19 protein-coding genes are annotated in these 25,491 nt (G+C 43.0%); 7 read left to right on the top strand and 12 right to left on the bottom strand.

The window, feature by feature from the left end; genetic code table 11:
* Positions 1-180: 180 nt before the first annotated feature.
* Both DSL64_RS19115 and DSL64_RS19110 read left to right on the top strand, forming a co-directional pair.
* Positions 181-486: a hypothetical protein gene (locus DSL64_RS19115; RefSeq protein WP_115832526.1), complete on the top strand. Its 306-nt coding sequence runs from the start codon at positions 181-183 to the stop codon at positions 484-486.
* Between the two features lie 133 nt (positions 487-619).
* Positions 620-1,996, top strand: coding sequence for a sigma-54-dependent transcriptional regulator (locus DSL64_RS19110; protein ID WP_115832525.1), 1,377 nt, complete (start codon positions 620-622; stop codon positions 1,994-1,996).
* Here DSL64_RS19110 and DSL64_RS19105 read toward each other — a convergent pair.
* The 6 genes from DSL64_RS19105 to DSL64_RS19080 all read right to left on the bottom strand — a co-directional run bounded on the left by DSL64_RS19105 (position 1,984) and on the right by DSL64_RS19080 (position 14,899).
* A complete protein-coding gene (locus DSL64_RS19105; RefSeq protein WP_115832524.1) occupies positions 1,984-4,533 on the bottom strand; it encodes an ATP-binding protein in 2,550 nt (849 codons plus the stop codon). The two genes, DSL64_RS19110 and DSL64_RS19105, sit on opposite strands and share 13 nt — an antisense overlap.
* 145 nt (positions 4,534-4,678) lie before the next feature.
* Positions 4,679-6,625 (bottom strand): c-type cytochrome, encoded by a 1,947-nt coding sequence (locus tag DSL64_RS19100; protein WP_115832523.1) that lies wholly within the window; start codon positions 6,623-6,625, stop codon positions 4,679-4,681.
* Between the two features lie 56 nt (positions 6,626-6,681).
* Complete coding sequence (locus DSL64_RS19095) at positions 6,682-8,532, bottom strand: 3-keto-alpha-glucoside-1,2-lyase-like domain-containing protein (RefSeq protein ID WP_229217147.1); 1,851 nt, start codon at positions 8,530-8,532, stop codon at positions 6,682-6,684.
* Positions 8,533-8,751: 219 nt separating this feature from the next.
* Positions 8,752-10,398, bottom strand: a complete 1,647-nt coding sequence (locus DSL64_RS19090) for a RagB/SusD family nutrient uptake outer membrane protein (RefSeq protein ID WP_115832521.1) — start codon at positions 10,396-10,398, stop codon at positions 8,752-8,754.
* Positions 10,399-10,409: 11 nt separating this feature from the next.
* A complete protein-coding gene (locus tag DSL64_RS19085) occupies positions 10,410-13,487 on the bottom strand; it encodes a SusC/RagA family TonB-linked outer membrane protein (RefSeq protein ID WP_115832520.1) in 3,078 nt (1,025 codons plus the stop codon).
* Between the two features lie 350 nt (positions 13,488-13,837).
* Positions 13,838-14,899, bottom strand: a complete 1,062-nt coding sequence (locus DSL64_RS19080) for a LacI family DNA-binding transcriptional regulator (protein WP_115832519.1) — start codon at positions 14,897-14,899, stop codon at positions 13,838-13,840.
* 349 nt (positions 14,900-15,248) lie between these two features.
* On the opposite strand from DSL64_RS19080, the gene DSL64_RS19075 reads away from it, so the two are divergent.
* The 4 genes from DSL64_RS19075 (at position 15,249) to glgP (ending at position 19,482) form a co-directional block, all read left to right on the top strand.
* Complete coding sequence (locus DSL64_RS19075; RefSeq protein WP_115832518.1) at positions 15,249-16,013, top strand: 3-keto-disaccharide hydrolase; 765 nt, start codon at positions 15,249-15,251, stop codon at positions 16,011-16,013.
* 116 nt (positions 16,014-16,129) lie between these two features.
* On the top strand, positions 16,130-16,696 hold the full coding sequence (locus DSL64_RS19070; RefSeq protein ID WP_115832517.1) for a hypothetical protein: 567 nt from the start codon (positions 16,130-16,132) through the stop codon (positions 16,694-16,696).
* A gap of 93 nt (positions 16,697-16,789) precedes the next feature.
* A complete protein-coding gene (locus tag DSL64_RS19065) occupies positions 16,790-17,701 on the top strand; it encodes a hypothetical protein (protein ID WP_115832516.1) in 912 nt (303 codons plus the stop codon).
* Between the two features lie 134 nt (positions 17,702-17,835).
* The gene (glgP, locus tag DSL64_RS19060; RefSeq protein WP_115832515.1) at positions 17,836-19,482 is read left to right on the top strand and encodes an alpha-glucan family phosphorylase; all 1,647 of its coding nucleotides are present in this window, start codon (positions 17,836-17,838) and stop codon (positions 19,480-19,482) included.
* Between the two features lie 24 nt (positions 19,483-19,506).
* On the opposite strand, the gene DSL64_RS19055 is transcribed toward glgP, so the two are convergent.
* The 6 genes from DSL64_RS19055 to DSL64_RS19030 all read right to left on the bottom strand — a co-directional run bounded on the left by DSL64_RS19055 (position 19,507) and on the right by DSL64_RS19030 (position 25,019).
* Positions 19,507-20,313 carry a tetratricopeptide repeat protein gene (locus tag DSL64_RS19055; RefSeq protein WP_158547948.1) on the bottom strand — a complete coding sequence of 269 codons (807 nt, stop codon included), beginning with the start codon at positions 20,311-20,313 and terminating at the stop codon, positions 19,507-19,509.
* Positions 20,294-20,776, bottom strand: coding sequence for a hypothetical protein (locus tag DSL64_RS19050; protein ID WP_115832513.1), 483 nt, complete (start codon positions 20,774-20,776; stop codon positions 20,294-20,296). Before DSL64_RS19050 ends, DSL64_RS19055 begins: the two co-directional genes overlap by 20 nt.
* Positions 20,777-21,098: 322 nt before the next feature.
* The gene (locus DSL64_RS19045) at positions 21,099-22,001 is read right to left on the bottom strand and encodes an SDR family oxidoreductase (RefSeq protein WP_115832512.1); all 903 of its coding nucleotides are present in this window, start codon (positions 21,999-22,001) and stop codon (positions 21,099-21,101) included.
* Between the two features lie 29 nt (positions 22,002-22,030).
* Positions 22,031-22,738, bottom strand: a complete 708-nt coding sequence (locus DSL64_RS19040) for a peptidylprolyl isomerase (protein WP_115832511.1) — start codon at positions 22,736-22,738, stop codon at positions 22,031-22,033.
* Between the two features lie 69 nt (positions 22,739-22,807).
* Positions 22,808-23,431, bottom strand: a complete 624-nt coding sequence (locus tag DSL64_RS19035; RefSeq protein ID WP_229217146.1) for a hypothetical protein — start codon at positions 23,429-23,431, stop codon at positions 22,808-22,810.
* A 160-nt stretch (positions 23,432-23,591) separates the two neighbouring features.
* Positions 23,592-25,019, bottom strand: a complete 1,428-nt coding sequence (locus tag DSL64_RS19030) for a BamA/TamA family outer membrane protein (RefSeq protein ID WP_115832510.1) — start codon at positions 25,017-25,019, stop codon at positions 23,592-23,594.
* Between the two features lie 236 nt (positions 25,020-25,255).
* Between DSL64_RS19030 and DSL64_RS19025 the strand changes: the two genes are divergently transcribed.
* On the top strand, positions 25,256-25,438 hold the full coding sequence (locus DSL64_RS19025; RefSeq protein ID WP_115832509.1) for a hypothetical protein: 183 nt from the start codon (positions 25,256-25,258) through the stop codon (positions 25,436-25,438).
* Positions 25,439-25,491 lie beyond the last annotated feature (53 nt).

Here is a 25,491-nt window from a genome sequence, read left to right as displayed (position 1 = left end):
GTATAATTCCGCAACCTGTTGAGTAGAATCTTCAATTAGTTATTGATTATCAGATAGTTAATTTATTTAAAGTTCTGAAATTGAGACGATTGAGTTGGTCGTATATTTCTGGTATTATATTGTTATAGTCCTAATCAATAAAGGTTTTACACATACATAATTTGACTAAATTTAATTGTTATGAAAAAGTTAATCATATCAGCATTTGCTGTATCGCTCATATCTTTTGCATCAGTTCAGGCCAATGACCTGGTAACTCAAAATACAATCATTACCGTTACACAGGAAAAGGTAGCCGTTAAGCCGGAAGATTTGCCTGAGCCTGTTAAAACAGCTCTGGCAGGGGACGCTTATTCAGGTTGGGAAGTTACCGGAGCGTTTCTGGTAACCAAGGAGGATAATTCACAACACTTCGAAATCGCGGTGAAAAAAGGTGATGAAACCGCAACCGTGAATCTTGACAAAGACGGCAAAAAAGTGGAGTAAGGGGATAAAATTTATCCTAAAATGTGACGGAAAGAAAGCCGGAGATTATTTCTCCGGCTTTTTGCTGTTAGATTTTATAATTTTACATTTTTCCGGATCGTTAAGACATATAATTTTTAGATAATTACAGAACATGGCTCATTTGCTCCTTCTTGAAGACGATACAACTTTTTCTAAATTGCTCAATTCCTTCCTCGGTAAACATGGCCATCAGGTAAATGTTTGTTCGACATTAAAGGATGCGAAAGTCGCTTTCAGGAAAAGCATTGATGATCACGAGCCGTTCGATGTACTTATGTTGGATTACCGCTTGCCTGATGGTAATTCAGTCGATTTTCTGAAACAACTGAGAAGTGAAGGAGTTCGTACTCCTGCTTTCATTATGACTAGTTTTCATGATGTGAGAACGGCAGTGAATGCAATGCAAAACGGTGCATTTGATTACATAACCAAGCCAGTGCATCCCGAAGAACTGTTGATGGTATTGGGAGAAGCGCTGCAGAAATCTGCAAAACCTTCGGTGGCTCAGGCGCCGGTTTCAGCGAAGGCTTCCAAAAAGGCGGAGCAGCTCAGCAATGATTTTATTGAGGGCAGAAGCAAGATTTCCAAACAGCTATATGAATATGTAAGATTGGTTGCTCCGACGGATATGTCGGTGATCATTCTCGGAGAAAGTGGAACAGGTAAAGAGCATGTTGCTAAATCGATTCACAAACTCAGTAAGCGCAGTAAAGGACCTTTTGTGGCTATTGACTGCGGCTCTTTATCCAAAGATCTGGCAGCAAGTGAATTGTTTGGACATAAGAAGGGGGCATTCACAGGCGCGTTGATGGACAAGATCGGACAGTTTGAAGCTGCGGATGGGGGTACGCTCTTCCTTGATGAAATCGGGAATTTGGGTTATGATGTTCAGATCAAACTGCTCCGGGCATTACAGGAGCGTATTATTGTTCCTATCGGGAGTACACAGCCTGTAAAAGTTGACGTGAGGCTTATTGCTGCAACCAATGAAGATTTGATTACGAGTTCGGCCAACGGAGATTTTCGTGAGGACTTGTACCACAGACTCAACGAGTTTAAAATAGATGTACCTCCATTGAGAAGGCGCGGCGAAGATCTGGGCATGTTCGTACAGCATTTTGTAGATAAGGCCAACGAAGAACTGGATCGGAATGTACAGTCGTTGTCCAAGGAGGTTATGGATGTATTTGAAAAATACGACTGGCCGGGAAACCTGCGTGAACTTAATAATGTGATCAAAAGGCTGGTATTGCTCACCAAAGATAATATAGCTCCGCTAAGCGCCCTTCCGGCTGAAATGATATCCTCCCTGGAAGAAGCGCCGAAATCTGCCGGATCTGACCTGAAAGCACTTCAGGAAACACACGAGAAAGAGATGATTGAAAAAGTGTTGCAGGAAGTACGCTATAACAAGAGTAAAGCTGCGAAACTGCTCAATATAGACAGAAAGACGCTTTATTATAAAATCGAAAAGTATCACATAGAGTAGGACGAGGCTTTCTGCTCCACCTGCTCAACAAGATTAGCTGCTCTTGCAATCAGATTACTGATGTCACGGGCAGCTATTGCTTTTTCATCTTCCCGCAAAGCGATTTCGTACTGACGGAAAATGCCCGATACCTCACTGGCACCGATCTGACCTGTGCGGCCAGCCATTCGGTGCATCAGCTCATGTAGCTCGCTTGTCTGCTTCATGTCTACCATATGTTGCAGACTGGCAATATCCTTTTTGGAATCACTTACAAACTGATCCAGAATCTCGCGCATCAGACTTTCATCACCGAATGTCATTTCGGATAGAATAGTCAGATCAAATTCAGTCCCGGGACTGATACTCCTTTTTACGCGGGTGGAAGAGGGCGCCTTTGCACTTGATTTTTCTAACAGTTCGAGTAGCTGGTTCGAATGAAAGGGTTTCATCAGTATCCCATCAAAACCCATATTCAGAATCTTGCTGCGTTCCTCGGGCAACGCCTGCGCTGTAAGTACATAAAATTTGACATCTCCGGGAACCTTCAAACGAAGTTGTGCGCACATTTCAGCTCCGTTCATACCCGGCATGCGCATATCTGTAAGTACAAATTTCACTTCATCATCCCATGGTTGCGCCAGTACCTGCTCACCCGATGAGAAGCACACATGTTGCACATTGTGCATTTCCAACACGGAAGAACACCATTTCAGTATAAATGCGTCGTCGTCCACCAACCATACCTTGCCTTGTATGTTGTATACTTTTTTCGCTATCTGATCTTCTGTCGTAATCATACTTTCGGCCTTTGGGAAAACAATTGCGGAAGAAAAGACTGTGCCTTTTCCTGGTTTACTTTCTGCAACTATCGTTCCGTCCATACCTTCCACGAGGGATTTTACTATACTAAGTCCCAGACCTGTACCGCCATACCGGCGTGAGATAGAAGGATCCGCCTGCTCAAACTGGTTAAAAACACGGGCAGCCTGTTCCTCAGACATACCAATGCCTGTATCACTTATTTTCAGGGAGACAGCAATTCCATCGCTGGTTTCTTTCGAAGAAGCTTTCAGACTTACTTTTCCTTTATGTGTAAACTTGATGGCATTTGTAAGCAGATTGTAGAGTATCTGGCGTAATCGGAAAGGGTCGCCTTTCAGAAATGTTTCATCAGGGATTGTGTTTTCCAGTGTCAGTGCCAAATCTTTTTCCTGAGCCATCGGAAGTAGCATCTGTATGACTTCATTCAGAAGAGGAGTGATAGCGAACGTGCGTTGCTCAAATGTAAACTGATCTGAAATAATACGGCTGTAGTCGAGGACTTCATTCACCAGATACAACAAATGCTCCGAGGCAGTATGGAGGTTATTAAGGTCTTGTTCTTTGGGTTTCTGATCTTTTTTAAGTGCTTCGGTATAGCCTATGATTGATTGCAGAGGTGTACGGATTTCATGGCTCATATTGGATAAAAAGCGCTGCTTGGCCATGCTGTGGTATTCTGCCTCTTCCTTTGCCTCTTCCAGCTCATTTCTGTATTTATTACTCTTTGTGATGTCTGTGAAGATCAGGTAGGCGAGCAGGGCAGTGAGGCAAAAAAATCCAAGCATGACCCATTCCAGTCTGTCAATACTGGCGGCGGCCATTTTTTGAGACTGATTGCCTTCCCGGTCAGCCTGGCGGACTACTTCATTTTCGACCTCCTGCATCACATTAATCAGCTGGGTTACCAGTGAGTTTCCGGCTGTTGATAATTCCTGCTCCCGATCTATAAAACTGCTTGTACGTTTTTTCTGCGATTTTTCGATGGCATGGACTGCTTCGCTCACCATCTCAATCACGCTATCCTTCGGAGCTACTTTAAGTGTGTCCACTTCCACATTCACCTCTTGTTTCTGGACAATTTTAGCAGGTACGTTGGCGGGCTCTTTTTTGTTTTTCTTTGAGCTGAATACCCTTCCGAAAAAGCCTTTTTTATCTTCCTCACCCTGTTTTTTGAACGGGTCAGGAACTTCTGTGTAAGTGGTAGTAGTGGTAGTCCGTTTTTCAGTTTTGACAACGGTGCTATCCGGCTTTCGTTTGTTCGTTGTGATCAGTCCTGATATACTTTTTACTTCATCAGCAAGGTCCTGATTGCTTACAAGCTTTGATTTTACTTTGACATAATTACCAAATATTTGCTCCCGTTCGGCCAGAATCCGCTTCATAGAATCAATGCGGATAATCTGCATGGGGTCGTCGATGCTGAGCAGACTAAGTGTGTCGAGTGTGGACATCAGTTCCCGCGACTTGACGATAAATTGCTCCTTTTTCTCGTCAGGAGATAATGAGCGTTCATTCTGAAGGTGATCTAGCTGTAGGATGTTTTTAAATACCTTATTAACAAGCCGTAGCTGATCATTGGGTGTTGAAAGTACCTCCAGTTTGGTAAGCATGTTTTCAAACGCCAGCTTCGTAATGACCCAGGAAGTACCCAAAGCAATAGCTGCAACAAGAAAACCGAGCAGTACTTTGCCTTTGACAGAGCCGGTAAAAGAAGTGTGACGAATGGGGGACATGCTTGTTTTGTTATGGCATTAGAAACGAAATTTAGGAATAAAATTGCGTTTCTACGAAGTTACGAAGATGTGGTGTTTATCCCGTACAAAAAAAGAAACCGCCCTGTAATGAGGACGGTTTCCGGTATTCTGTCAGCTAATGCTATTATTTCGCAAGAGAGTTAATCCAGGCAGCGATTTTAGCTGCATCTGCTTTCGGCACTTGTGGCATAGGCGCCATTGGTGTCGCATAATCAGGCCAGTTTTCAGGCTTAGGATTATAGATCAGATCAACAATCTTCTCATTTGAATATTTACGTTTGGCAACATCCATATAAGATGGTCCAACTACCTTTTTGTCCACAGTGTGGCAAGCCAGACACGTGTTTTTAGAAAGTATCGGTTTGATTTGTTCCCATGTCGGAGCTTTAGCAGCCGCTGCAGCAGTTGCTTTTTCAGGCGTCTTTCCTTTTCCGTCCGGAGAAACGTGCTCTTTTACCGGAGCTTCCACAGCTGCTTTTGCTTTACCCGAACGTGTTGTTTTCAAATCAGACTCTTTCAGTTTCTCACCGTCAGGAATGTTGTTCAAAGTGTAGTATGCATCAGGGTGAACAAGAGACCATGAATTGGTTTCAGCACGTACACCTTCCAGCTGGATTTTGTGAACATAATACTGACGCAGACCATCTACTACCAGACGAACTTTTTTGTTGTCCGCAGATACTTTTACACCTTTGATTTTAAGCTCTTCCGTGTTTACAGGAGGACTTCCGTATACAGGGAAGTGTTTGTACAGGTAGCTGCTTACATTGTATGAGTCAAGATCTTCAGCAGATTTGCGGTCAACAGGCATGGTGAATTCGATTTCAAAACCATCAGGCATTGCCTTGACAGTATACATTTCGAAAGGCATTTTGCCATTCCAAACCAGACGTTGCAGACCCTGGTTTGCATCACCAGCTGATCCCCATCCACGGTTGGTTTCTCCTACATACATACTTCCGTCTTTGTCAAATGCCATACGCAATACCCCTGACTGGAAGCCGCTGCGGAAACCGATTGAAGCTCCCTGGTATTCACCTTTTACTTTTTCAAGGACCACACGCATGATGTTACTCTGTCCCTGGTCACCTACGAAGATTTGGCCTGTGAAAGGACCGAAATCTCCACCGGTGTTGTCAGCAATAAGTTCAGCTGTAGATACACCGTGCACACCATAAGGAAGCCATACTGCGGGCAATCTTACCATGTCATGTTTCTCTTTCAACTGATAAAGGAATTCCGGTTTTTCGTCTACGATATTCTCCGGTTTGATCGCGCGGTTCTGAGCATTGCGGTGCTGACGGTTGTCGCGTTCAGCGAAGAATTGCTTTTCTGTCAGTTTTACAGGTGAGTTAGGAAGTTCAGCCCACTTAAGACCTGCCGGGTGACCCATGAAATCACCTTTCTTTACCTGGAATATACCACCTGTACCCATCCAGTCACCCTGGTTGTCGGTATAGAACAATTCACCATTCACCATGCTGATACCGGCAGGAGAGCGTACACCTGTTGCGTATGGCTCATATTTGCCATCGTTTGTGATGTGGAAAATCCATCCACGACCAGGTACACGGCTTTCACCTCTCCACCATTCTTCATCTCCAAATGCTACGTTTCCACTCACGAAAAAGCTTCCGTCCGGTGCCAGTTTAGGACCGAAAGAATACTCGTGGTAGTGACCCGAAAGAGGCCATGCATATACAGTTTCGTAAACATCAGCTTTACCATCGCCGTTTTTGTCAACAAGCTTGGTAAGCTCCCCACGCTGTGCGCAATAAAGAGCACCTTCTTTGTAGGCAAGTCCAAGAATCTCATGAAGACCAGTTGCGAACTTTCTGAAGTGAGGTCTGCTGCTGGTTGGGTTTTCCACGATCCATACTTCTCCACGACGTGTAGAGATAGCAAGTGAGCCGTTTGGTAAGGTGGTTAATCCACCTACTTCAAGTATAATCCCTTCCGGAATAGACGGCGTCACGATTTTATAAAAGTCTTCTTCTTTCGGCGACTCCTGAGCGTGTACTATGCTCAGAGTGGAAAGGAGAAAGAATGCTATTTGAGCAATTTTTTTCATTTTCTATATGCTTATATATCTGTTAGCCTGCGACTATCAGTTTTGAATAATTTTTATCAGAACAGGATGGAATACTTCACTTCTCCGTTGCTTACAGGAATCAATAGTTCCTGCTGGCCGTCAGCTGTTCTTACTTCACTTTTCGCTTTTTTATCAGCAAGCTGTATGTAGTAAGATCTGCCATTTACAGCGTAAAGTCCGTCTGAAATTTTTTCAATAGACGTTCCGTTTGCTACACGCGCAACTAATCCGCTTGCAGGGTTGCTTACTTTGATAATTCTTTCGAAATATTGGTTGTTAACTACAGAGATGTAGTCAGTAACCGGTGAGCCAAATGCTGTGTACTGGAAAGTAGGAACATCCGCTTCGTCAAGAATATATCCTTTTGGACGGTAGCCACTACCGGTAGTATCTGTCACCCATTTAGACTGACCATTGATTTTGCCAAGTGTCATATCGTTGCCAAATAGTGTTACACTTCCGCGTGGTCTTGAAGAACCATCACCACGGTTATGCCACATAGGTGTTGCATCAAGGAAATCTCCACGCCATACCTGAAGAACCGCTCCTTTGTCAAGATCATAAGTATAGTGAAGGTTTGAAGGGCTTCCTACGTTCACAGCATGTACGACACGTGTACGTTTTGATTTAGGATCTTTAACGAAATCCATGAAGCTGCGCAATACAGTGTTGGTTTCGGCAGATACAAGAATTGGATCCGTTCCTTTTGCACTTGTAGCAGAGCTTTTGGAAGCATAAGAAACCTCTCTGAAACCAGGTCCTGATACCCATAGTCCCAATGCCGGCTTCAACCATCCGTCTCTTTTGTTATTGTAAATCTCGATTGTGTGATCTCCCGCTTTCAGGTTGATCGTTGCATTACGGAATTCTGTAACGTTTTTCCATTCCATTGGCATCAGGTCTTTTCCGTCGATTTTCACGCGGGAGTTACCTGCAGCTTGCAAACGGAAAGTATAGTCACCAGCGGTTGGTGCATTGTATTTTCCTGAATATACATACGTGTAGTTATTGTTCTCTTTCAGGATTTCCCAGCTCAATGCAGGAGCTGTGCCGGTTTCAGCTGGTTTCTGTTTTGAAAGGTCATCCGTTTCCAATAATCCACCGTAGTAAATTTTGTAATTCAGGTCTGATAACGTTCCCGGTTTCTGATCAAAATTATTGATCTTAATATTTTTGATAGCCAATGAACCGTGGTCTCCCTGGAAACGAAGAGGTCCCATTGCTACATCTTCAGCAGTAAGTGATCCGCGTGTTGGTCCGCTTACTTCTACATTTTCATGAATTGTGACGCCATTCAATACAACAGAAAGGAATACTGCATTAGAAACTTTCTTGCCGTTTGCATCAAAGCGGGGCGCCTGATACGAAATTTTGATATTTTGCCATAGTCCTGGTGCTTTTGCTACGTTGAAACGTGGAGCGTAGCCTTCATATCCTTTTTCTCCTTCTGGTTTAGCATCATTCCAACGTTCGTATATACCACCGCAGTCGTTATACTTCGCTGTTTTTTTACCCCAGCTATCAAAAAGCTGAACTTCATAATTGCCTTGCAAATAGATACCTGAGTTAGATCCTTTGGCCAGCATGAAATCAAGTTCGATGTCCAGATCTCCGTGTTTCAGGTTAGAGATCAGTTCATACTGTGCGCCGTATTTGCCTTTTTCATGGATACATGCCAAAACGCCTTTACCAGCCGTAGTGGTCAATACATTCTCTTTGGTAATGTCAACTTTTGCGTCGCCCACGATCTTCCAGTTGTCGGATTTTGTGGTGAATGCTTTCAGGTCATCAAGAGGAATAGGTTGCTGCGCATAGGCCGACGGTACGGTCAGTACAGTCAATCCCATCGTCAGCAAGGATAAAAAATGTTTACTTAGTTTAAACATACAGTAGGTAAGCTTATTGGTTATAAATTAAAGCGGAACAAATTACGATATAAGATTTCGGAAAATTACATTCTGGCAAATGATAATATCGTTGAGTAATGTAATTTTTAAAGGGTTCTGTCTGAGTGGCGTAGGAATTAACAAAATCCAACGACGGAATTGATAAGAAGCCGCCGCTGGATGAGTCAAGAAAAGTTAAGTGTAAGGAATAATAAGGTCTTAGTTGTATCCCTCGTTCTGTTTCAGATTCGCATTAAGCGTGATCTGACGACGTGGTATAGGGAAAAGTTTTTTGTAAGCTTCTGTTGGTTTGTGATCCCACCATGTTCCGGTAGTGAACTTGTCGAAACGGATCATATCATCACGACGGAAACCTTCGAAGATAAACTCACGTCCGCGCTCAGCAAGGAATTCATCCATGGTAAGCGTAGTAGCTGTATATTTTTCGGCAGTCCAGGCATCTGTAGCAAATGCGCGTTGTTTCACCTGATTTACAATATCAACAGCTTCAGCAGTAGCAACCTTGCCATTTTTACGCATCATAGCCTCTGCTTTTGCAAACATTACCCATGAAAGACGATAGATTGCCCAGTCGCATCCATTGTAGTTCGCATCTTCCAATGCACCCAATTTGTACTTGTTGAAACGAACACCGCTGTTTTCTTCACCCTGTGTCATATCAGATGGCAAGGATGCAGGATCCTGACCTGGCTGAAGCGTTTTGTTTTTACGGATGTTATCAACAAATACCAATGGTTGCTGATCGTATTCGTTACCACCTGTTGCCAATACTGGTTTTGTAGGATCCGCATATTGATACTGAGTTCCTTCCAGAATCCACTCTTTCTTGCGCTTGTCAGTGTTTTTGAAAGTAGTGTAAACACCAGGAATCACCACAACACCATCGTTTCCGTTACGAGCTCCGCCATAGATAAAGCGCTGCTGGAAGTGGAAGAAATCACCAGGCCATTGAGGCTGGAAGTTCGCTTTCTTGAACTCGTAAGCCAATTGGAACAATATCTCCTTTGACTGGAAGTTTGCCGGTTTGTAGGTATCAGTCAGGTTTACATCCAGTGCAGGAGCACCGTTCAATCCACCTGCTTCTCCGTTGATCAGCTTGTTTGCAGCAGCAATACAATCATCCCAGCGAGCAGTTCCTGTCCATGTTTCAGCATTCAGGTATAATTCAACAAGCATTGCATATCCTCCTGCCTGGGTCATACGGCCGATCATTGCCTGAGAAAGCTTAGGAGCTGCATTGACGTTATCCAGAATTTCCTTCTCGATAAATTTGAAAACCTCTGCACGTGGCTGGGTAGGAGGGCTCACAGGATCTCCTACTTTACTTACTGTAGGAATGTTACCATAAAGGCTCATCAACTTGATGTAATGGAAAGCGCGAAGCAATTTCAATTCAGCGATGTATTCTGCCTTTTCAGTTTCTGTAATTCCCATAGCAGCCGGAGTACGTGCTTCAAGTGCTTCGATAGGGTCGGTACAAAGCCCGAGTCCCCACCACATCAGTCTCCATGCGCCCCAAACTGCATCGTCATCTGCAGTCCAGGTGTGGTAATGCAAGCGGAACCATTTTCCACCATCCTGCCCGTGACGACCTTTTACAGGCCATGCAAGCTGGTCAGCCGAAAGTTCGTTAAGGCGCCACCAGCCATCTTGTCCCGGAGTAGCCCAGGCATTAGCATGTGTATAGGGGCGAAGTACTGCGGATAGCACTTCGTTTTTATTGTTATAAAAGTTGTCTGTAACTAACTGGTCGTAAATGTTCTCGTTCAGGTCAGTACAGGCAGTAGTTGCAAACAGAGGCAATGCCACGGCTGCAATTTTAAATGCTTTCTTAAAATTTATCATTTTTACTAAAATTAGAAGCCAAAACTAAGTCCTACCAGGAATGAGCGGGTGTTTGGATAAGCGCTGCGGCCATCGATACCCAGACGACGCTGTCCGTCATCTTCTCTTCCCAAACCTGTGTCATTCACGAAGTCAGGATCGTTACCCGTGTATTTGGTAAATGTTGCCAGGTTAGCACCGGTAGCATACACTCTAAGGTTACGGATGATATCAGATTTCAACTTGAAATTGTAGCTCAAAGTAATCTCATCCAGTTTAAGGAAGCTTCCTGATTCCAGGTAGTAGTCTGAGTACTGATAAGTATCGTTCAGTCTCGCATGTTTTCCGAAAGCACTGTTCAGCAGGTTGTTTGGAATAGACACCTTGTTACCGTAGGAAAGATCCATCGTGTTAAGGATATCGTAGTCAAAACGGCCTCTCATGAACACACGCAGACTCAGGTTTTTATATGTGAAATTGTTGGTCAAAGACGCGTTGAATTTAGGAATGGCATTACCGATAATAGAAAGGTCAGATACATTAGGATCAGCTGAATTGTTGATCTGATCGAATCTTACTTTTTCTCCGTTGCGGTTATAGAACAACCATTTTCCGTCATCTGTAAAACCTGCGAAACGTTTTCCGTAGAAGTTACCCAACTGGCCGCCTTGTTCGATACGAATGGCTTCGCCCAATGCTCCGTAACCACCGATGCTACTTGTTGTAATAGCTTCAACTTTGTAAACGTCGTTTGAAAGGTCGTCAGCAATGTTTTTTACATAACTTCCCGTTGCATCCACTGTCCAGCTGAAATCCTTAGTTTGTACCGGTACAGCATTCAATGTCAATTCCACACCACGGTTAGATATTGCACCTACGTTGGTATAAATTGTTTCACGAACAAAAGGAGGCAGCTGAGAAGTGTAGTTATAAAGCAGGTCACGGGTTACACGTTTGAATACGTCCAAAGATCCGCTTAACCTTTTGTTAAGTACAGTAAAGTCTGCACCAACGTTGAATTCGCTTTTACGTTCCCACTTCAGGTTCGGGTTCGGGTTACGGTTAGGGCCGTAAGTTTGTCTCCATTCTCCATCCGGATTCACATACACACCACCTGTTCCCAATGTTACCAGAGATGAATAGTTGGCGATGTCCTGGTTACCCGTTACACCATATCCGGCTCTTAATTTCAGGCTGTTTACGAAAGTAACACCTTCCATGAATTTCTCTTTGCTGATGTTCCATCCCACAGAAGCTGCCGGGAAGTTCCCCCATTTGTTGTTGGCGCCGAAGCGTGAAGAACCTTCATGACGCAGAATCAACGACACCATGTATTTGTCCATGAAAGAGTAGTTCGCACGACCGAAGAACGCGATCAACGTGTTGTCACCTTTTCCACTTTTCATGTTTGCTTTTCCGGTTACCAGCTGGCTACCGGCTTCAAGGTTGTTCTCTTCGAAAATGTCATTTACAAATCCGTAGTTAGTAGCCTCAAAGTTTTCCTGTACAGCATACTGGTAACTGTAACCTCCCACTGCATTAATGGTATGGTTAGCACCGATTGTCTTATCAAAAGACACAGTAGGTTCCAGCGTATAGTTGTTGCTCAGGTAAGTATATCTTCTTGCATAACCACCGTTTGGATATACGTCATTCTCTTTTGAGAATTCAGATGCCAGCGAGCGATAAGCACCGTCGATATAGCTATTGCGCTGTACCGCTCCGAATACAGAAGCCTGTAAGCCCGGAAGAATTTCAAGACTGAATTTTGCATCGGCTGAGGTAGTCTGTTGCTGACGACGGTTGGTTTCCTGCTTCAAGCGAGCCACCTCGTTGGTACTGGTTTGCTCGAAATAGTAAGAACCATCAGGATTGTAGAAAGACAAAGTCGGGTTTCTGATCAGCGATCCTTCCCATCCTCCGCCACCCAAAAGGTTAGCTTTGTTGAAGTTGGTAGCAAGGTTCAGCTGAGCAGTAAGACGATCCTTAAGACCTGTCTGCATTACCGTCAGACGTCCGCCATATTGCTTACGACCGTTTTCTTTAGCAATACCCTGCAGATCCTGATAGTAAAGACTGGCGCGATAAGTTGTACCTTTTGCTCCGCCCGACATAGCCAGGTTATGGTTTTGGGTAAGGTTACCATGGTTGATCAAGGCATCATAAGCATCAGTTGTACTGCCATAATCAGCGCTTGCGGGATAGATTCCTTCAGCGATTTTGGCACGGAACTGATCTGCGTTCATGAAATCAGGACGATTACGAACGTATTCCTTTCTGAAATAAGTATTGTAATCGAATTTCGCGCTGCCAGCTTGTCCTTTTTTGGTTGTAACAAGGATTACACCACCGTTTGCGCGGGTTCCGTAGATAGCGGCTGCAGAACCGTCTTTCAATACACTGATCGATTCTACGTCATCCTGTTGCAACAGATCAAGATTTCCACCAGGAATACCGTCGATTACCACAAGAGGGGAGAGACCGCCCGTAAGTGAAGTAACCCCACGAAGCTGCATAGAAACACCTGAGTTAGGGTTTGATCCGCTTCTGTTGATGCTCAAACCTGCCACTTTACCCTGGATCAGGTCCATTGCATTTCTTGCACCTGAGTTGTTGAAGTTGGCAGATGTAATGTTGGAAATCGCAGAAGTGGTTCTTTCTCTCGTCTGAGAACCATAACCTACAACGACCACTTCGTCCAGAAGCTTCGCGTTTTCAGCAAGATCCACGTCAATAACTGACCGGTTTCCAACTGTAACTTCCTGTGTAATGCTTCCTACAAAAGAGAAAATAAGTACGTCCTGAGGGCTGCTTACCGTAATGGTATAGCCACCATCCACATCGGTAGTAACTCCTTTAGAAGTTCCTTTCACGATAACAGATACACCCGGTAGTGTTGATTTGTCCTTTGCACTTACAACGCGACCTTTTATCACGATGTCTTCAGCAGAAGTGCGCTGTGCAGTGAAATTGGAAACGAGGACTTTACTTGTTTCGGCATGAATTAAGTTCGGCGAAAGATGAAGAGCCAGGATTATTGAACCCAGGCACAGCATCCTCAGCTTACCGCCGCTTGCCCTGCGACGGCTGGAAGGTACTTTTTGTTTCATAAAAGTGATTATAGGTTAATTATTAGGTATTGGGCTAAATCGATTTAGCCATTAAGCACAATGCGCTGAAATACACTATGATTAATGGCTGATATAAAAGGTTGGGTTAGGAATAGTTAAGTTCATAGGTGAAATGTTATCTTGATAAAGTTCTAATTTTATCTATATAAACTAAAACGATTTAGCTATTAGCTTATTGTTAAATAATTTATTAAAAATTTGTAACTTTTCCTGTATTTTTTGGGAAATTTAGTATTCCTGATTGAAGTATAACAAGTGTATACAGTCTTAGAAAGAGATTAGAGGAATTCCGATGCCAAGGTAAAGGGATTCGTAGTATTATGCAAATATTATTTGAAAAATACATGTTCATCATTTACGGTTGCCGGCAAAGATGATTCACGAATAATAAGCTTGGCTGGTAGGGTAATCTGATGAATGTTAGTGTCGTTATCTTCAAGAGCATTCAGCATGAGCCTGATAATTTCCTTTGAAATCGCCTGAACAGGCTGTTCCACAGCAGTGATCGTAGGAGAGTAAAAGCGAAACAAGTCCTGATCGTCAAACGAGACAACTGCCAGGTCGGTGGGAATGCGGAGATTTAAATTTTTAATAGCCTGAAGTCCCCAGCCTCCGATGTAATTGGTAGAGAAGAACAAGGCATCGAGTTCCGGATGTGTATTGAGAAATGAGGTAATCTCATGCACATTTTGCTCGGTAGTCTGATGAAACCCAAGTTTTTTGACAAAAGAACTCAGATGGTGTTGATCAAGAGCCTTTTGGTAACCTGCCAGGCGATCGGTCATCTGAGTCTGGTTGGAATCCAAAGTGACGAAGCCGATATTTTTGTACCCGTTTGAAATGAGATGTGTGATGGCTTCGTATGTACTGTTCAGGTTTTCTATAACTACCTGGTTGCAGCTGAGTCCGGGCAGCCCTCTGTCGATTAATACGATAGGGATTCCATCATTAATCAATGATTGTATCTCTTCTTCAATGCCTTCAGGAGGTGTAATAATATATCCATCTATCGACCGGTCCTGAAAAAGGCGAATCAGTTCGGTTGCTTTTTCCTTCTTATTTTCCGTACTGCAATAGATGATCCTGTAGCCTCTGCTGTGTGCTTCTTCTTCAATATATCTTGCCACTTTTGCAAAAAGCAGGTTATTGGAAATGTCTTCCACCATCAGGCAAATGATTTTGGACTTCCCCGTCCTCAACCCTTGTGCCATCATGTTGGGCTTGAAGTTGATCCGCTCAACAAATTCAAGAACTCTTTCCGTCAGCGCATCGCTGATCCTTTTCTCTTTGGCTTTCCCGTTAAGGATAAAGGACACAGTAGTGATAGATATGCCCAGTTCTCTTCCGATATCCCTTATCGAAACTTTCTTGTTTTTCTTACCCGGTTGCATGCTATGCTTAGCGATGGTATAATTTAAAAGTCATCAGGAGCTGTATTAAGGTGAGTCCAACCTGTTGTAAGTCACTGAATAAAACGGGCGGCAATATACACATTCCTATGTTTAAAGATATGCGCCATAGTTATTTAAGCATAAGGTTCCGGAAGCAGAATATTAAAAAGTGTTGATTTGACAATATATATTTTTAGATTATACGTGTATAATACAATTTAAGAAATGTAAATTTGGCAATGATCTTGTTGCATCATTCTGTTGAGCAGCATGATTTGTATTTCAAAACAAGTAAATCCATATTCCCAAATACCTTTATAATCTACAATTAAAAGTTGATTGATAATCTATGAAAAAAGTTACAATGATTGCGGCTGGTCTTTTGACAGCAGCAGTTGCACATGCCCAGCTACAACCATCCAAGCAAACACCTGAGTCGAGCGAACTTTGGAATCCGGTACCACGTGTAATTGTTCCCGGGAAGGCTAACCCTGCTGTATCAGGCTTTACCGCCCCTTCGGATGCAATCGTTTTGTTTGACGGAAGAAACCTGGATAACTGGGTTTCAAGTAAGCAAGGTAATCCTGCAGCGCCATGGACGGTAGGGGATGGTGCTATGACTGTGAGTCCTAAGTCAGGTGATATTCAAACCAAACAGACATTTGGTGATTACCAGCTTCATATCGAATGGAGAACACCTGCAAAAGTAGATGGTAATGGTCAGGGACGCGGAAATAGCGGTATTTTCATGCAGGGCATTTATGAGTTACAGGTATTGGATAGTTATAATAACCCGACTTACTCCAACGGCCAGGCAGGTTCGATATATAAGCAAACTATGCCGCTTGTGAATGCAACCGTTGCTCCCGGAGAATGGCAAACTTATGATGTCGTTTACACGGCTCCGCATTTCAATAAGGATGGACAGATGACGATTCCTCCATACATTACTGTATTGCACAATGGCGTTTTGGTACAAAACCATACTGCCATTCAGGGAACGACTCCATATATCGGTCAGCCAACTATAGAGCCCCACGGACGTGGCCCGATCAAGTTGCAGGATCACAACAACACAACCAGCTTCAGAAATATCTGGATCCGTGAGTTGTAAAAGCATATAAACCTGATTTGTAATCAGGCAGAGTATTTAAAAGACTTAAATGATGCACAACATCGTTTAAGTCTTTTTTATTTTTGGACTGTAGCTGTTTGTAAACCGACTTATGTATGCAAGAGATTGAGCCCTATTACAACTGGGAAAAACATTATGTAGCAAGTCATGATGAGCGCTCTCCGTTTTATGGAAGAACCTATAATCTTGATTATTTTGAAAATGCGATTTATGGTTACTACATCCACCCGCTTTGGGACCATATAGGCTCAGAGACTTTGTATGTCAAAATTCTCTTTGCTGACTATGTAAAAAAGTATGTGATAATCGAGCTGTTTGGCGAATGGAACGATACTCTTCACAACGATATCATGTTTCTCAAAAGGCAGGTGATTGATCCTTTGATAGACGAAGGGATCAACCAATTTATTCTTATGGGGGAAAATGTGCTGGATTTTCATGGAGCCGAGGACGACTATTATGCTGAATGGTTTGACGATGTAGAGGATGGATGGATTGCAGCTGTCAATTTCAGGGAACATGTAGAGCAGCAGTGGAAAAAATTCAGACTGGATTACTATATCAACTTTGGCGGAACGCTGCAACTCAATAACTGGCGTACCTTACAGCCTGATCCGTTTTATGAATTTGTTAAAAAATTGATCATAAGAAGGTTAGCTTAGGTAAAAAGCAATAACAATGTTTGCAACGTTCGCAACTCCTTTGTAGCTTACATTTTCATCCTTTCTTATCTAAATACCTAAACATTGTTCCCGATGGCTACACCAACCGACCTGATACCCGACGACGAGAATGAATCGCTTAAAAAGAAAACAGAAGAACTGAAAGAAACTGTTTCGGATGCTAAAGAAGATGTTCTTGACAAAGCAGCTGAAGTAAAGGACGAAGCTGTAGCAGTTGCTGAGACTGAAATTGCTGCGGTTGAAAATGCGGTGGACGAGAAGATAGAGCTTGTAAAAGACAATGTTGCTGAAACCACAGAAGAGATGAAAGCGGGTGTTGCTGACAAAGTGGAAGAAGCAAAGGAATCAGTTGCAGAGGTGAAAGCGCAAATTGCGGATAAGGCTGATGAGGCAACGACTGTTGTTGAAGAAAAAGCAGCTGAGGTAAAAGCAGACGCGACAGAAAAAGTTGAAGAAGCGAAAGAAGCAGCGATTGACAAAAAAGAGGAAGTAGTAGCTGCTGTTGAAAACAAGGTTGAAGAAACAGCGACGAAGATTGAAGAAGTAAAAGCTGAAACTTCCGAAAAAGTGGATGAAGTAACTTCCGGAATCTCGGGTAAAGTCAGTCAGCTTCAGAATGAAGTTGAGCTGAACATAGCTGCAGGTAAGGTAAAAGCGCAGGAAATAGCTGCAGACTTGTCGGATAAGGCAGATGATCTTAAGGTTGCCGCAAGCGAGAAATTTGATGAAGCAAAAGAAAAGGCACAAGAGTTGAGAGCCGAAGCTTCTGAAAAGCTGGCCGATTTCCGGGAAGATGCAGAGGAAGCATTGGAAGATGCTAAAGAGCTGGCGGCTGAAAAACTTGCAGAGGCACAGGTAAAAGCTGCTGAGCTGAAAGCAAAAGCAGAAGTCGAAATTGCGGAGCTGAAAGAGGCTGCAAGTGAGAAATACGAAGAGACTAAAACAAAGGCCAAAGGTTTCTGGGCAAGACTTTTCGGAAAGTAGAAAATTCAATGAGCTGATAAGCACCTGTTTGAAATCTTCATTCAGGTGCTTTTTATTTTGAGGCTGAAAGGTTACATGGTACAGTTTTATTAATTTCAACGGCATCATCACATTCATTTTCAAACTGATCACTTATGCCACAATCGAGCTTTGCTTTACCCTATAAGCATCCGTTGAAAGCGGATAAGAAATACAAAAAGTCTGTTGCTTATTTTTCCATGGAGTTTGCCATTGATCAGTCGCTGAAAATCTATTCCGGCGGATTGGGTTTTCTGGCAGGATCACATATGAGAAGTGTGTATGCACTGAAACAGAATCTGATCGGTATAGGCATGTTATGGAAATATGGCTATTATGATCAGGATCGCAGAATGGACGGGAGTATGGAACCTCAGTTCAGAGAGAAAATATATCATTTTTTACAGGATACAGGTATTCGTTTTCAGATCCCGATACTGGGAAAGCAGGTGTGGGTAGCTGCTTATTATTTGCCTCCCGATGTATTTCAGTCTGCACCGTTGTTTTTACTTACTACCGACACGGATGGCAATGATCCGCAAGCAAGAGCGATCAGTCATTCGCTCTACGATGCAGATGCTACCATGAAAGTGGCTCAATGTATGGTTTTGGGGATAGGAGGGGCTCGTTTGCTGGAAGAGTTGCAGTATGAGCCGGAGGTGTACCATCTGAACGAAGCACATGCAGTTTCAGCACTTTTTCAGCTTTATAAAAAGTTTGGAGCTGTAGAGAGTTTGAAAAAGAAGGTTGTGTTTACAACGCATACGCCTGAGGAAGCTGGTAATGAAAAACACAATATCCAGTTTCTGGAGGGTTTAGGCTTTTTCTCGGGACTTTCTCTGGATGAGGTTCGTAAGATAAGCGGAAATGCAGGCGATGTTTTCAACCATTCACTTGCAGCGCTTTCTATGAGCAGGAAGGCAAACGGAGTTTCAAAGCTGCATGGAGAAGTGTCCAGGAATATGTGGAAGTCGTTTTCCGGAATAGCGGAAATAGGTCATATTACCAACGCCCAGAACAAGACCTATTGGGTAGATAAAACATTGGAAGAAGCCCGGTTGAACAAGGATATCAGTAAGATCTCGGTGCGGAAGAAAGAGTTGAAAAAGGTTTTGTTCCAAACTGTGGCTGATCAATGTGGTAAACTATTCGATCCGGAGGTATTAACCATCGTTTGGGCCAGACGTTTTGCAGCTTATAAACGACCGGACATGCTGGTGTGGGATATGGAGCTTTTTACCAAAATTTTGAAAAATACTTCTCGTCCCGTGCAGATAATCTGGGCGGGGAAACCTTATCCCAAAGACGAAGGAGCCATTAATACTTTTAACCACCTGTACTATCTGAGCCATCACTTCTCAAATGTGGCGGTACTTACAGGTTATGAACTGGCTTTATCAAAGTTGTTGAAAGATGGCTCCGATATATGGCTCAACACTCCTGTGGTAACGCGTGAAGCATCGGGAACCAGTGGTATGACGGCCGCCATGAATGCATCTCTCAACCTGTCCACATTCGATGGCTGGATTTGTGAATTTGCCCGTGACGGAGAAAACTCCTTCATCTTACCGGTTGCCAAAGGCGACGACATCAATAAGCAGGATTCACAAAATCTGCTCACGATACTGGAAAAAACCGTGATTCCAACGTACTATAAAAATCAGGAGAAATGGGGAGAAATGGTATTGAATAGTATGAACGACGTCAGCCAGGAATTCAATTCCGACAGAATGGCGAGGGAATATTATGAGAAGTTGTATTGAACTTACCGAAGAAGCATTGAGGTATTATTTGTTGTTAATATCTGACAGCGAAATCTGCTTGGGGTAGTTGGCATAAAATTCGTTGTCTTCATTTATTTTATACCCCAGCTGTAAGTATTCCTTTGCTTTCTCCAAATATTGAGTAGCCATCGCATTACCTGTTTTTTTGAAGGTGAGAGCCAGATAGTAATTTGCCTCTGGCAGTTGTTCGTAAAGCCGGAGGCAATCTTTTAAAACTTTTTCTGCTTTGACATATTCCTTCATTTCATAGTAGACAATTCCGAGATAAAGGAATGAATTAAAATGAGTGTCATTGTTTGCACTTTTCTCATGCTGTTGAGCTATATCCAGTAACAAAGCTTGCTCAGCCTTGTCGTATTCCTCTAACCCAAGGCAGGATAATCCCTTATAAAAAGAATAGGTATGGTCCATAATGTAGGCTTTGGGAACCAGCTTTTCGGCACGCTCAAAATCGACTAATGCCCTTTCGTAGTTTTTGGTGAAAATACAATGCAGAAATGCCCGGTAGGCAATCCAACTTTCCGGATCAAGCTCTACTGCTTTGTCTTCCAACTGGAAAGCTTTGGCATAATCTCCGTTTTTTAAATAGGGAATAGCTTTCTCCCTATACGCCATGGCTATATCGGGGCAAATAGCCAATAGGCTGTCCCAGCTTGCCTGCCATTGTGGGTGATTGTATCCGAATTTCCATGCTTTTTCTGAATACACCTGAACGAGACTATCCTGAAAAACTTTGGACTTGCAATCGGCCACCGACTGTGAGTAGCCATTCACTTTCAACAGTAAAAAGCTAAGGAATAATATTGTCAACCTGCCCATTTTTGATTTTGAATGAGATAAAAGCGATATAATTGATGTTTTTAATATTCTGTATCTGGAGCTGAGTCGGCCATTTATCCAAGGTTTTGACAAAAAGATAAAGGCTATTTACATACTCTTTGGGGAAATGCGTGGTTTTGTAATTTTCGTCAGTTTGCAATACCTGAACCCGGCTCATGGAACCTTTGCAGTCTATAAAAAACCGGAAAGTGATATAACCTGAACTTTCTATTGAGTTGCTATTTTGTTTCAGAAATGCTCTGGCTTCAGTAAGCAGTGCCGGAGAACTGACCGGATATTTGGCCTGTACCTGATAATAATAAATAGCATAAGGAGGAGCACAATCGGAATGAAAAACGCTTGTCGTATCCATGTATTCGCCTTGGGGTAGAACAAAATTCTGAGCAAATAAAATGTTAGATACCAGACAGAAGAGGATGGTAAAAAATTTCATTTACTAATCAGTTTAGTGTATTGAGCAATGCTCTTCTATGGTCATTTATCCATTGAATTGGCTCTTCCGATTAGGTAAATGTTCTATTGAGATTTCCCTAACCTGGATGTAAGCCATACTAAGACTGTGCAGATGTCAGTAAGGTCACTGTGTTGCGAAACGTATGAAGATAGCGACTTTCGCAAAAAAAACGGGCAAATAGTTTTTAGAGATTCCGATCCAGCATTGCCCCAAATGGTAAATAGTACCAGAAGAGCGTGCTACAGGTCAGAATGAAGTGCAATAGTAAATTTTGATAAAAGGCAATAAACCGAAGCACCTTTTATAGCTGCCCCTCTAAAATCCCAATTCCCTCCGTAAATGAATGCGGTTCATAACCCAGCACTTCTCTTGATTTCGTCAGGTCAAAGCCTGTGCGGGGCGGACGGCGGGCGGGCTGAGAGAAAGCGGATGAATCAGTCGGAAAAATCAGTGATTTGTCCAGACCGAAATATTCAGCCGCCATAATGGCCATTTGGTAAGGTGTAAGAAAATCCTTTCCGGAAATATGGAAAATGCCTTCTGCTTCTTTGTCTGCAATAAGATAGCAGCCCATGGCCAAATCTTCAGCCAGGGTAGGAGTCCTGAACTGGTCTGTTACCACCTTGATGGCCTTACCTTCTTCCAATGATTTTTTTACCCAAAGGATAATATTGCTCCGGCTCATGTCGTGTGCAATGCCATAAACAAGCACAGTTCGGGCAATACTCCAGCGCAATCCTGAATTGATGACAGCCTTTTCTGCAGCATATTTACTCCACCCGTAGAAACTTACCGGATTGGGGGCGTCATCTTCCTGATATGGTCCGTTTAAGCCGTCGAATACAAAGTCAGTTGAAAGGTGTTCAAGAAAAACATCGTACTTCCGGCACGCTTCAATCAAATATTCAACAGCTGTAACATTGAGTTTCCAGCAAGTCTCTTTTTCTGCTTCACACTGATCCACGTTGGTCATGGCTGCTGTATGGATCAGCACATCAGGGCGTATTTGAGCAATTACCCGGTCAATCCCTGCGGGGTCAGTGATATCCATTTCGAGGTACTTGTAACCGGTATCATAAGGCAGCCGGTTTTTTCCTGCTGCTGTGGCAATGACAGTTACATCAGGCCTGGTAATCAACAGACTCACCAGTTTCTGGCCCAGTAATCCATTGGATCCTGTGATGAGGATTTTTTTCTTAGTCAAAATGAAGCTTGTTTGGAAGGAAAAGGATTTCAGGCGGCGTATTTCCAACCATATTTTCTTGTGATTTTCTTCTTTTTCATCTTCTTCACTGATACCTTCATCGCAATATTTTTCTCCGGTCTGTCGCGCTCGTCACGTGGATAGGAGGTGATTTTATCGATCACATCTATACCGTCAATTACTTGTCCGAATACAGTATAAGCTCCATCCAAATGAGGTGCTCCGCCAATCGTCTCATATACGTTTTTCTGTTCATCAGAAATCTTACGTGCAGCTCTTACTGCCTGTTTGGCGAGATCAGCTTTGCTCCATTTTTTACCCTGCACTATATAAAACTGGCATCCGCTTGATTCTTTCGCAGGATTGTTGTCGCGTGCCGCGGCCAATGCGCCTTTCTGATGGAAGAGATTCTGGTTAAATTCGGCAGGAATTTTATAGCCATTATCTCCCTTGCCAAGCATTTTTCCGGCTTCTGCATTTTTGGATTCAGGGTCACCGCCCTGGATCATGAAGCCTTCGATAACACGGTGGAAAAGCAGACCGTCATAGAATTTGTCTTTTGCCAGTTTAATGAAGTTGGCTTTGTGCTTAGGGGTTTCATCAAACAGGATCACCTGCATGGTTCCCTGCTCTGTTTTTATAGTGATCAGTTCGTCTTTCTTCGATTTTTTCTGAGCTATAGCCTCTATTGAAAAAAGGCATATCAGTCCTAATAAAGCTAACTTGTGGTTTTTCATATTGTTAATTAATGGTAAAACGATGTATTCTATTGGCAGGAGCTAACTTCAACGCCGGGAAGATACATTTTATTTTTTGGCAAGAACAGCAGCTCCGGCCGGGGAAAATTCAAATTTTAATCCATAATCTTTGCCTGAAGAGACGTCTTCCATGTTCACACGTACTGCATTTTTATTCCAGGTCACAACTTTTCCTTCCTCTTTCGGAGCAGCATATTGTTCTGTAAAGTGTGCTTTCCCCGCGTTCCAGAGTTGTTTGGTTGCATCGGCACTGTTCAGATAAACATCCACTCTGATGCTTTCTACTTTTTTGTCTTTATTGATGAAATACTGAACATCGATGGTTTCCAGCTGAGGCGTTTCCATCGTGTAGCCCAGGTGATCGGCTACTTCTTCAAACATTTCAAAAGTTTCAGTTGCTTTCACTTTGCTTACAGGATCTCCGAATGACACACCTCTTAATATGGTTCCTTCGGCAGGAGCAGTACCCAGCATGGTTTCCAATAATGCAGACTGATTACTATTCAGCTCAGATTGGGCAGTATCCGCAATAGCTGAAGAGTCTGTCGCGGGTGTGTCGGTTTCTTCCTGTGTTTTGGAATTACAGGCAATAATGCATACCGAAACGAGGCAGGTAAACAGCAATTTTTTAAATAAAGAAGTGTGTTTCATTTCCGTAGAAGGTGTGTTCATTTTAGTGATTTGATATAAGAGGTTAAAATGTATGCCTGCGCTGGTGATTGCCAAAACAACAATATAATGCAAATTTATACAGATTGAATAGTTTTTACCTATCTCAGACGGGCAAAATGTACACAGGTTTCACCATGTTGTAAGATTTCAAACAGAGAAATTAAAATTCACGGGCCAGGTTAAAAAAGAATCTGCGGTCGCCTTCTGCATTAATATTGACATTGAAACGTGCCACAATGTTATAGAATGTGACGATATCAAGACCGGTTCCTGCTCCGTAGAGCATCGTGTTACCAAGTCGTGTCCGGCTGAGCTCGGGATAGTTGTTGCGGACATATCCTGCGTCAGCAAAGGTGTTGATATAAACGGCCAGTGGGAGTGTATTGAATTGTTTGATGGGTATCCAGGGGAAATGCTTTCGGATAGAGAAGAGTCTGTACTTGATCTCACTTTTAAGGAGTCCATAACTCCGCCCGTCTACTACATAAAGTTCATATCCCCGAACCAGATCATTCCGGTAACCCAGTCCTATCGTTTGCAGATAAGGTTGCCGCCGTGGGACAGAGAGTCTTGCTCTGACGCCCGTGTTGGCATACCAGTTTTTACCCAGGGAGAAATATTTTCTGTAGGATCCGTAAAGATATCCCATATTGACGTCGTCGGTTGGAAGTAGTCCGATTTTGGACAGCTGAATACCGGCGCTTTGTCCTAATAACGGATACTGGGTGTTGTCGCGCTTGTCGTAAGAGAATGAATAGGTAAGCTGGAAATATTTCTGTGATGTGCGGCCATCCAGCATGTAAGCAGGATTCAGCCTGGCAATTGTATCTGAAATGTTAGACGTGCTCCATCGTAAATCCACACTGTGGAACGTATAATACTTATTTCGTCGCGTGAGGGCGATATAGGTGTAGAATCTTTCTTTGTTCTTATTCTCGCTACTGAGGTAGTCTAGCTTATCCATCCAGGTCCTATGCGCCATGGTTTTATTCATGGAATAGGACGCGCCTACGGTAATACCTGTTTTTTGAGCTTTATCCAGATAAGGAAGCGAATAGGCTATTTCGAATTTAGGAATAAAACCAAATTCTGTGATTAAACGGAGACGGTCGCCGCGACCGGTTACATTACCGTAACTCACATAGGCACCGTAGATGGTACGGCTGAGGTCGCGGTTTCTGTCATACCACCACTCATTAAAATTTCTATCGGCAAGCTGGAAAACAGGAAGTGCGATCAGATACCAGCGCTCCTTGATCAATACTTTTACATCCGTCCTTACAGAATCCGCATTGAGCTGAGGTAGCATGTCTACCGTTACAAAAAGATTCGTATTGATTATTTTTCTGCGATCTATTTCCAGTAGTTCAGGTAAGCTTGCCGGTGAGATGGTATCCCCCGTTTTTACAGCCATTTCTCTGAGGATGATCGGCGAGCGTGTTTTATGATTTCCTTCGATAATAATATCTCCGATCACAATAGGCGAGGTGAGGGAATCGGTTTGTGCGCTGACAGTTCCCGGCAGTCCTGCGAATATCAGTATGGCAAAAAATATATAATGAAATAAAGATTTTACCGATCTACACATGTTTTACACCTGATCTTTCCTTGGTTCTGATTCAATGAGTTCTACTGAATTATAGCAAAAGTAAGGCATATTCGGGTTTGATTTGGCAGTATTAATAAAATATAGACATGATTCACGATGAATCGGAAGACTATTTTTCGAATATGAACGAAATGTTAACTTTTTAAAAATCGAAGCCAGGCAATAGTCTTTTGCAAATCACACAGAGTATCATACACAACTAAACACCTAACGATATGTCAGTTACCCGGGCCGAATATCTGATTGACAGGCTGATCAGCAATAACCTTTCTGCTGACGAATTGCAGGAGTTGCTGAACGGTGTGAGCAACGAGGAAGAGCAGCGAAAGATATCTGATGTTCTTGAAAAATATTTTAACCGATTATTACAAGAGGATGAAGCGAAGAAAGTCAAATAAGCAGTATTAGAAAATCTCAGAAAGGTTACTTATAAATTCCCACTAATCATGAA

This window comes from Dyadobacter luteus (assembly GCF_003383615.1).
Classification (GTDB): domain Bacteria; phylum Bacteroidota; class Bacteroidia; order Cytophagales; family Spirosomataceae; genus Dyadobacter; species Dyadobacter luteus.
Note: the sequence above shows the minus strand (reverse complement) of the source record. Positions and strands in the feature narration are given on the sequence as shown.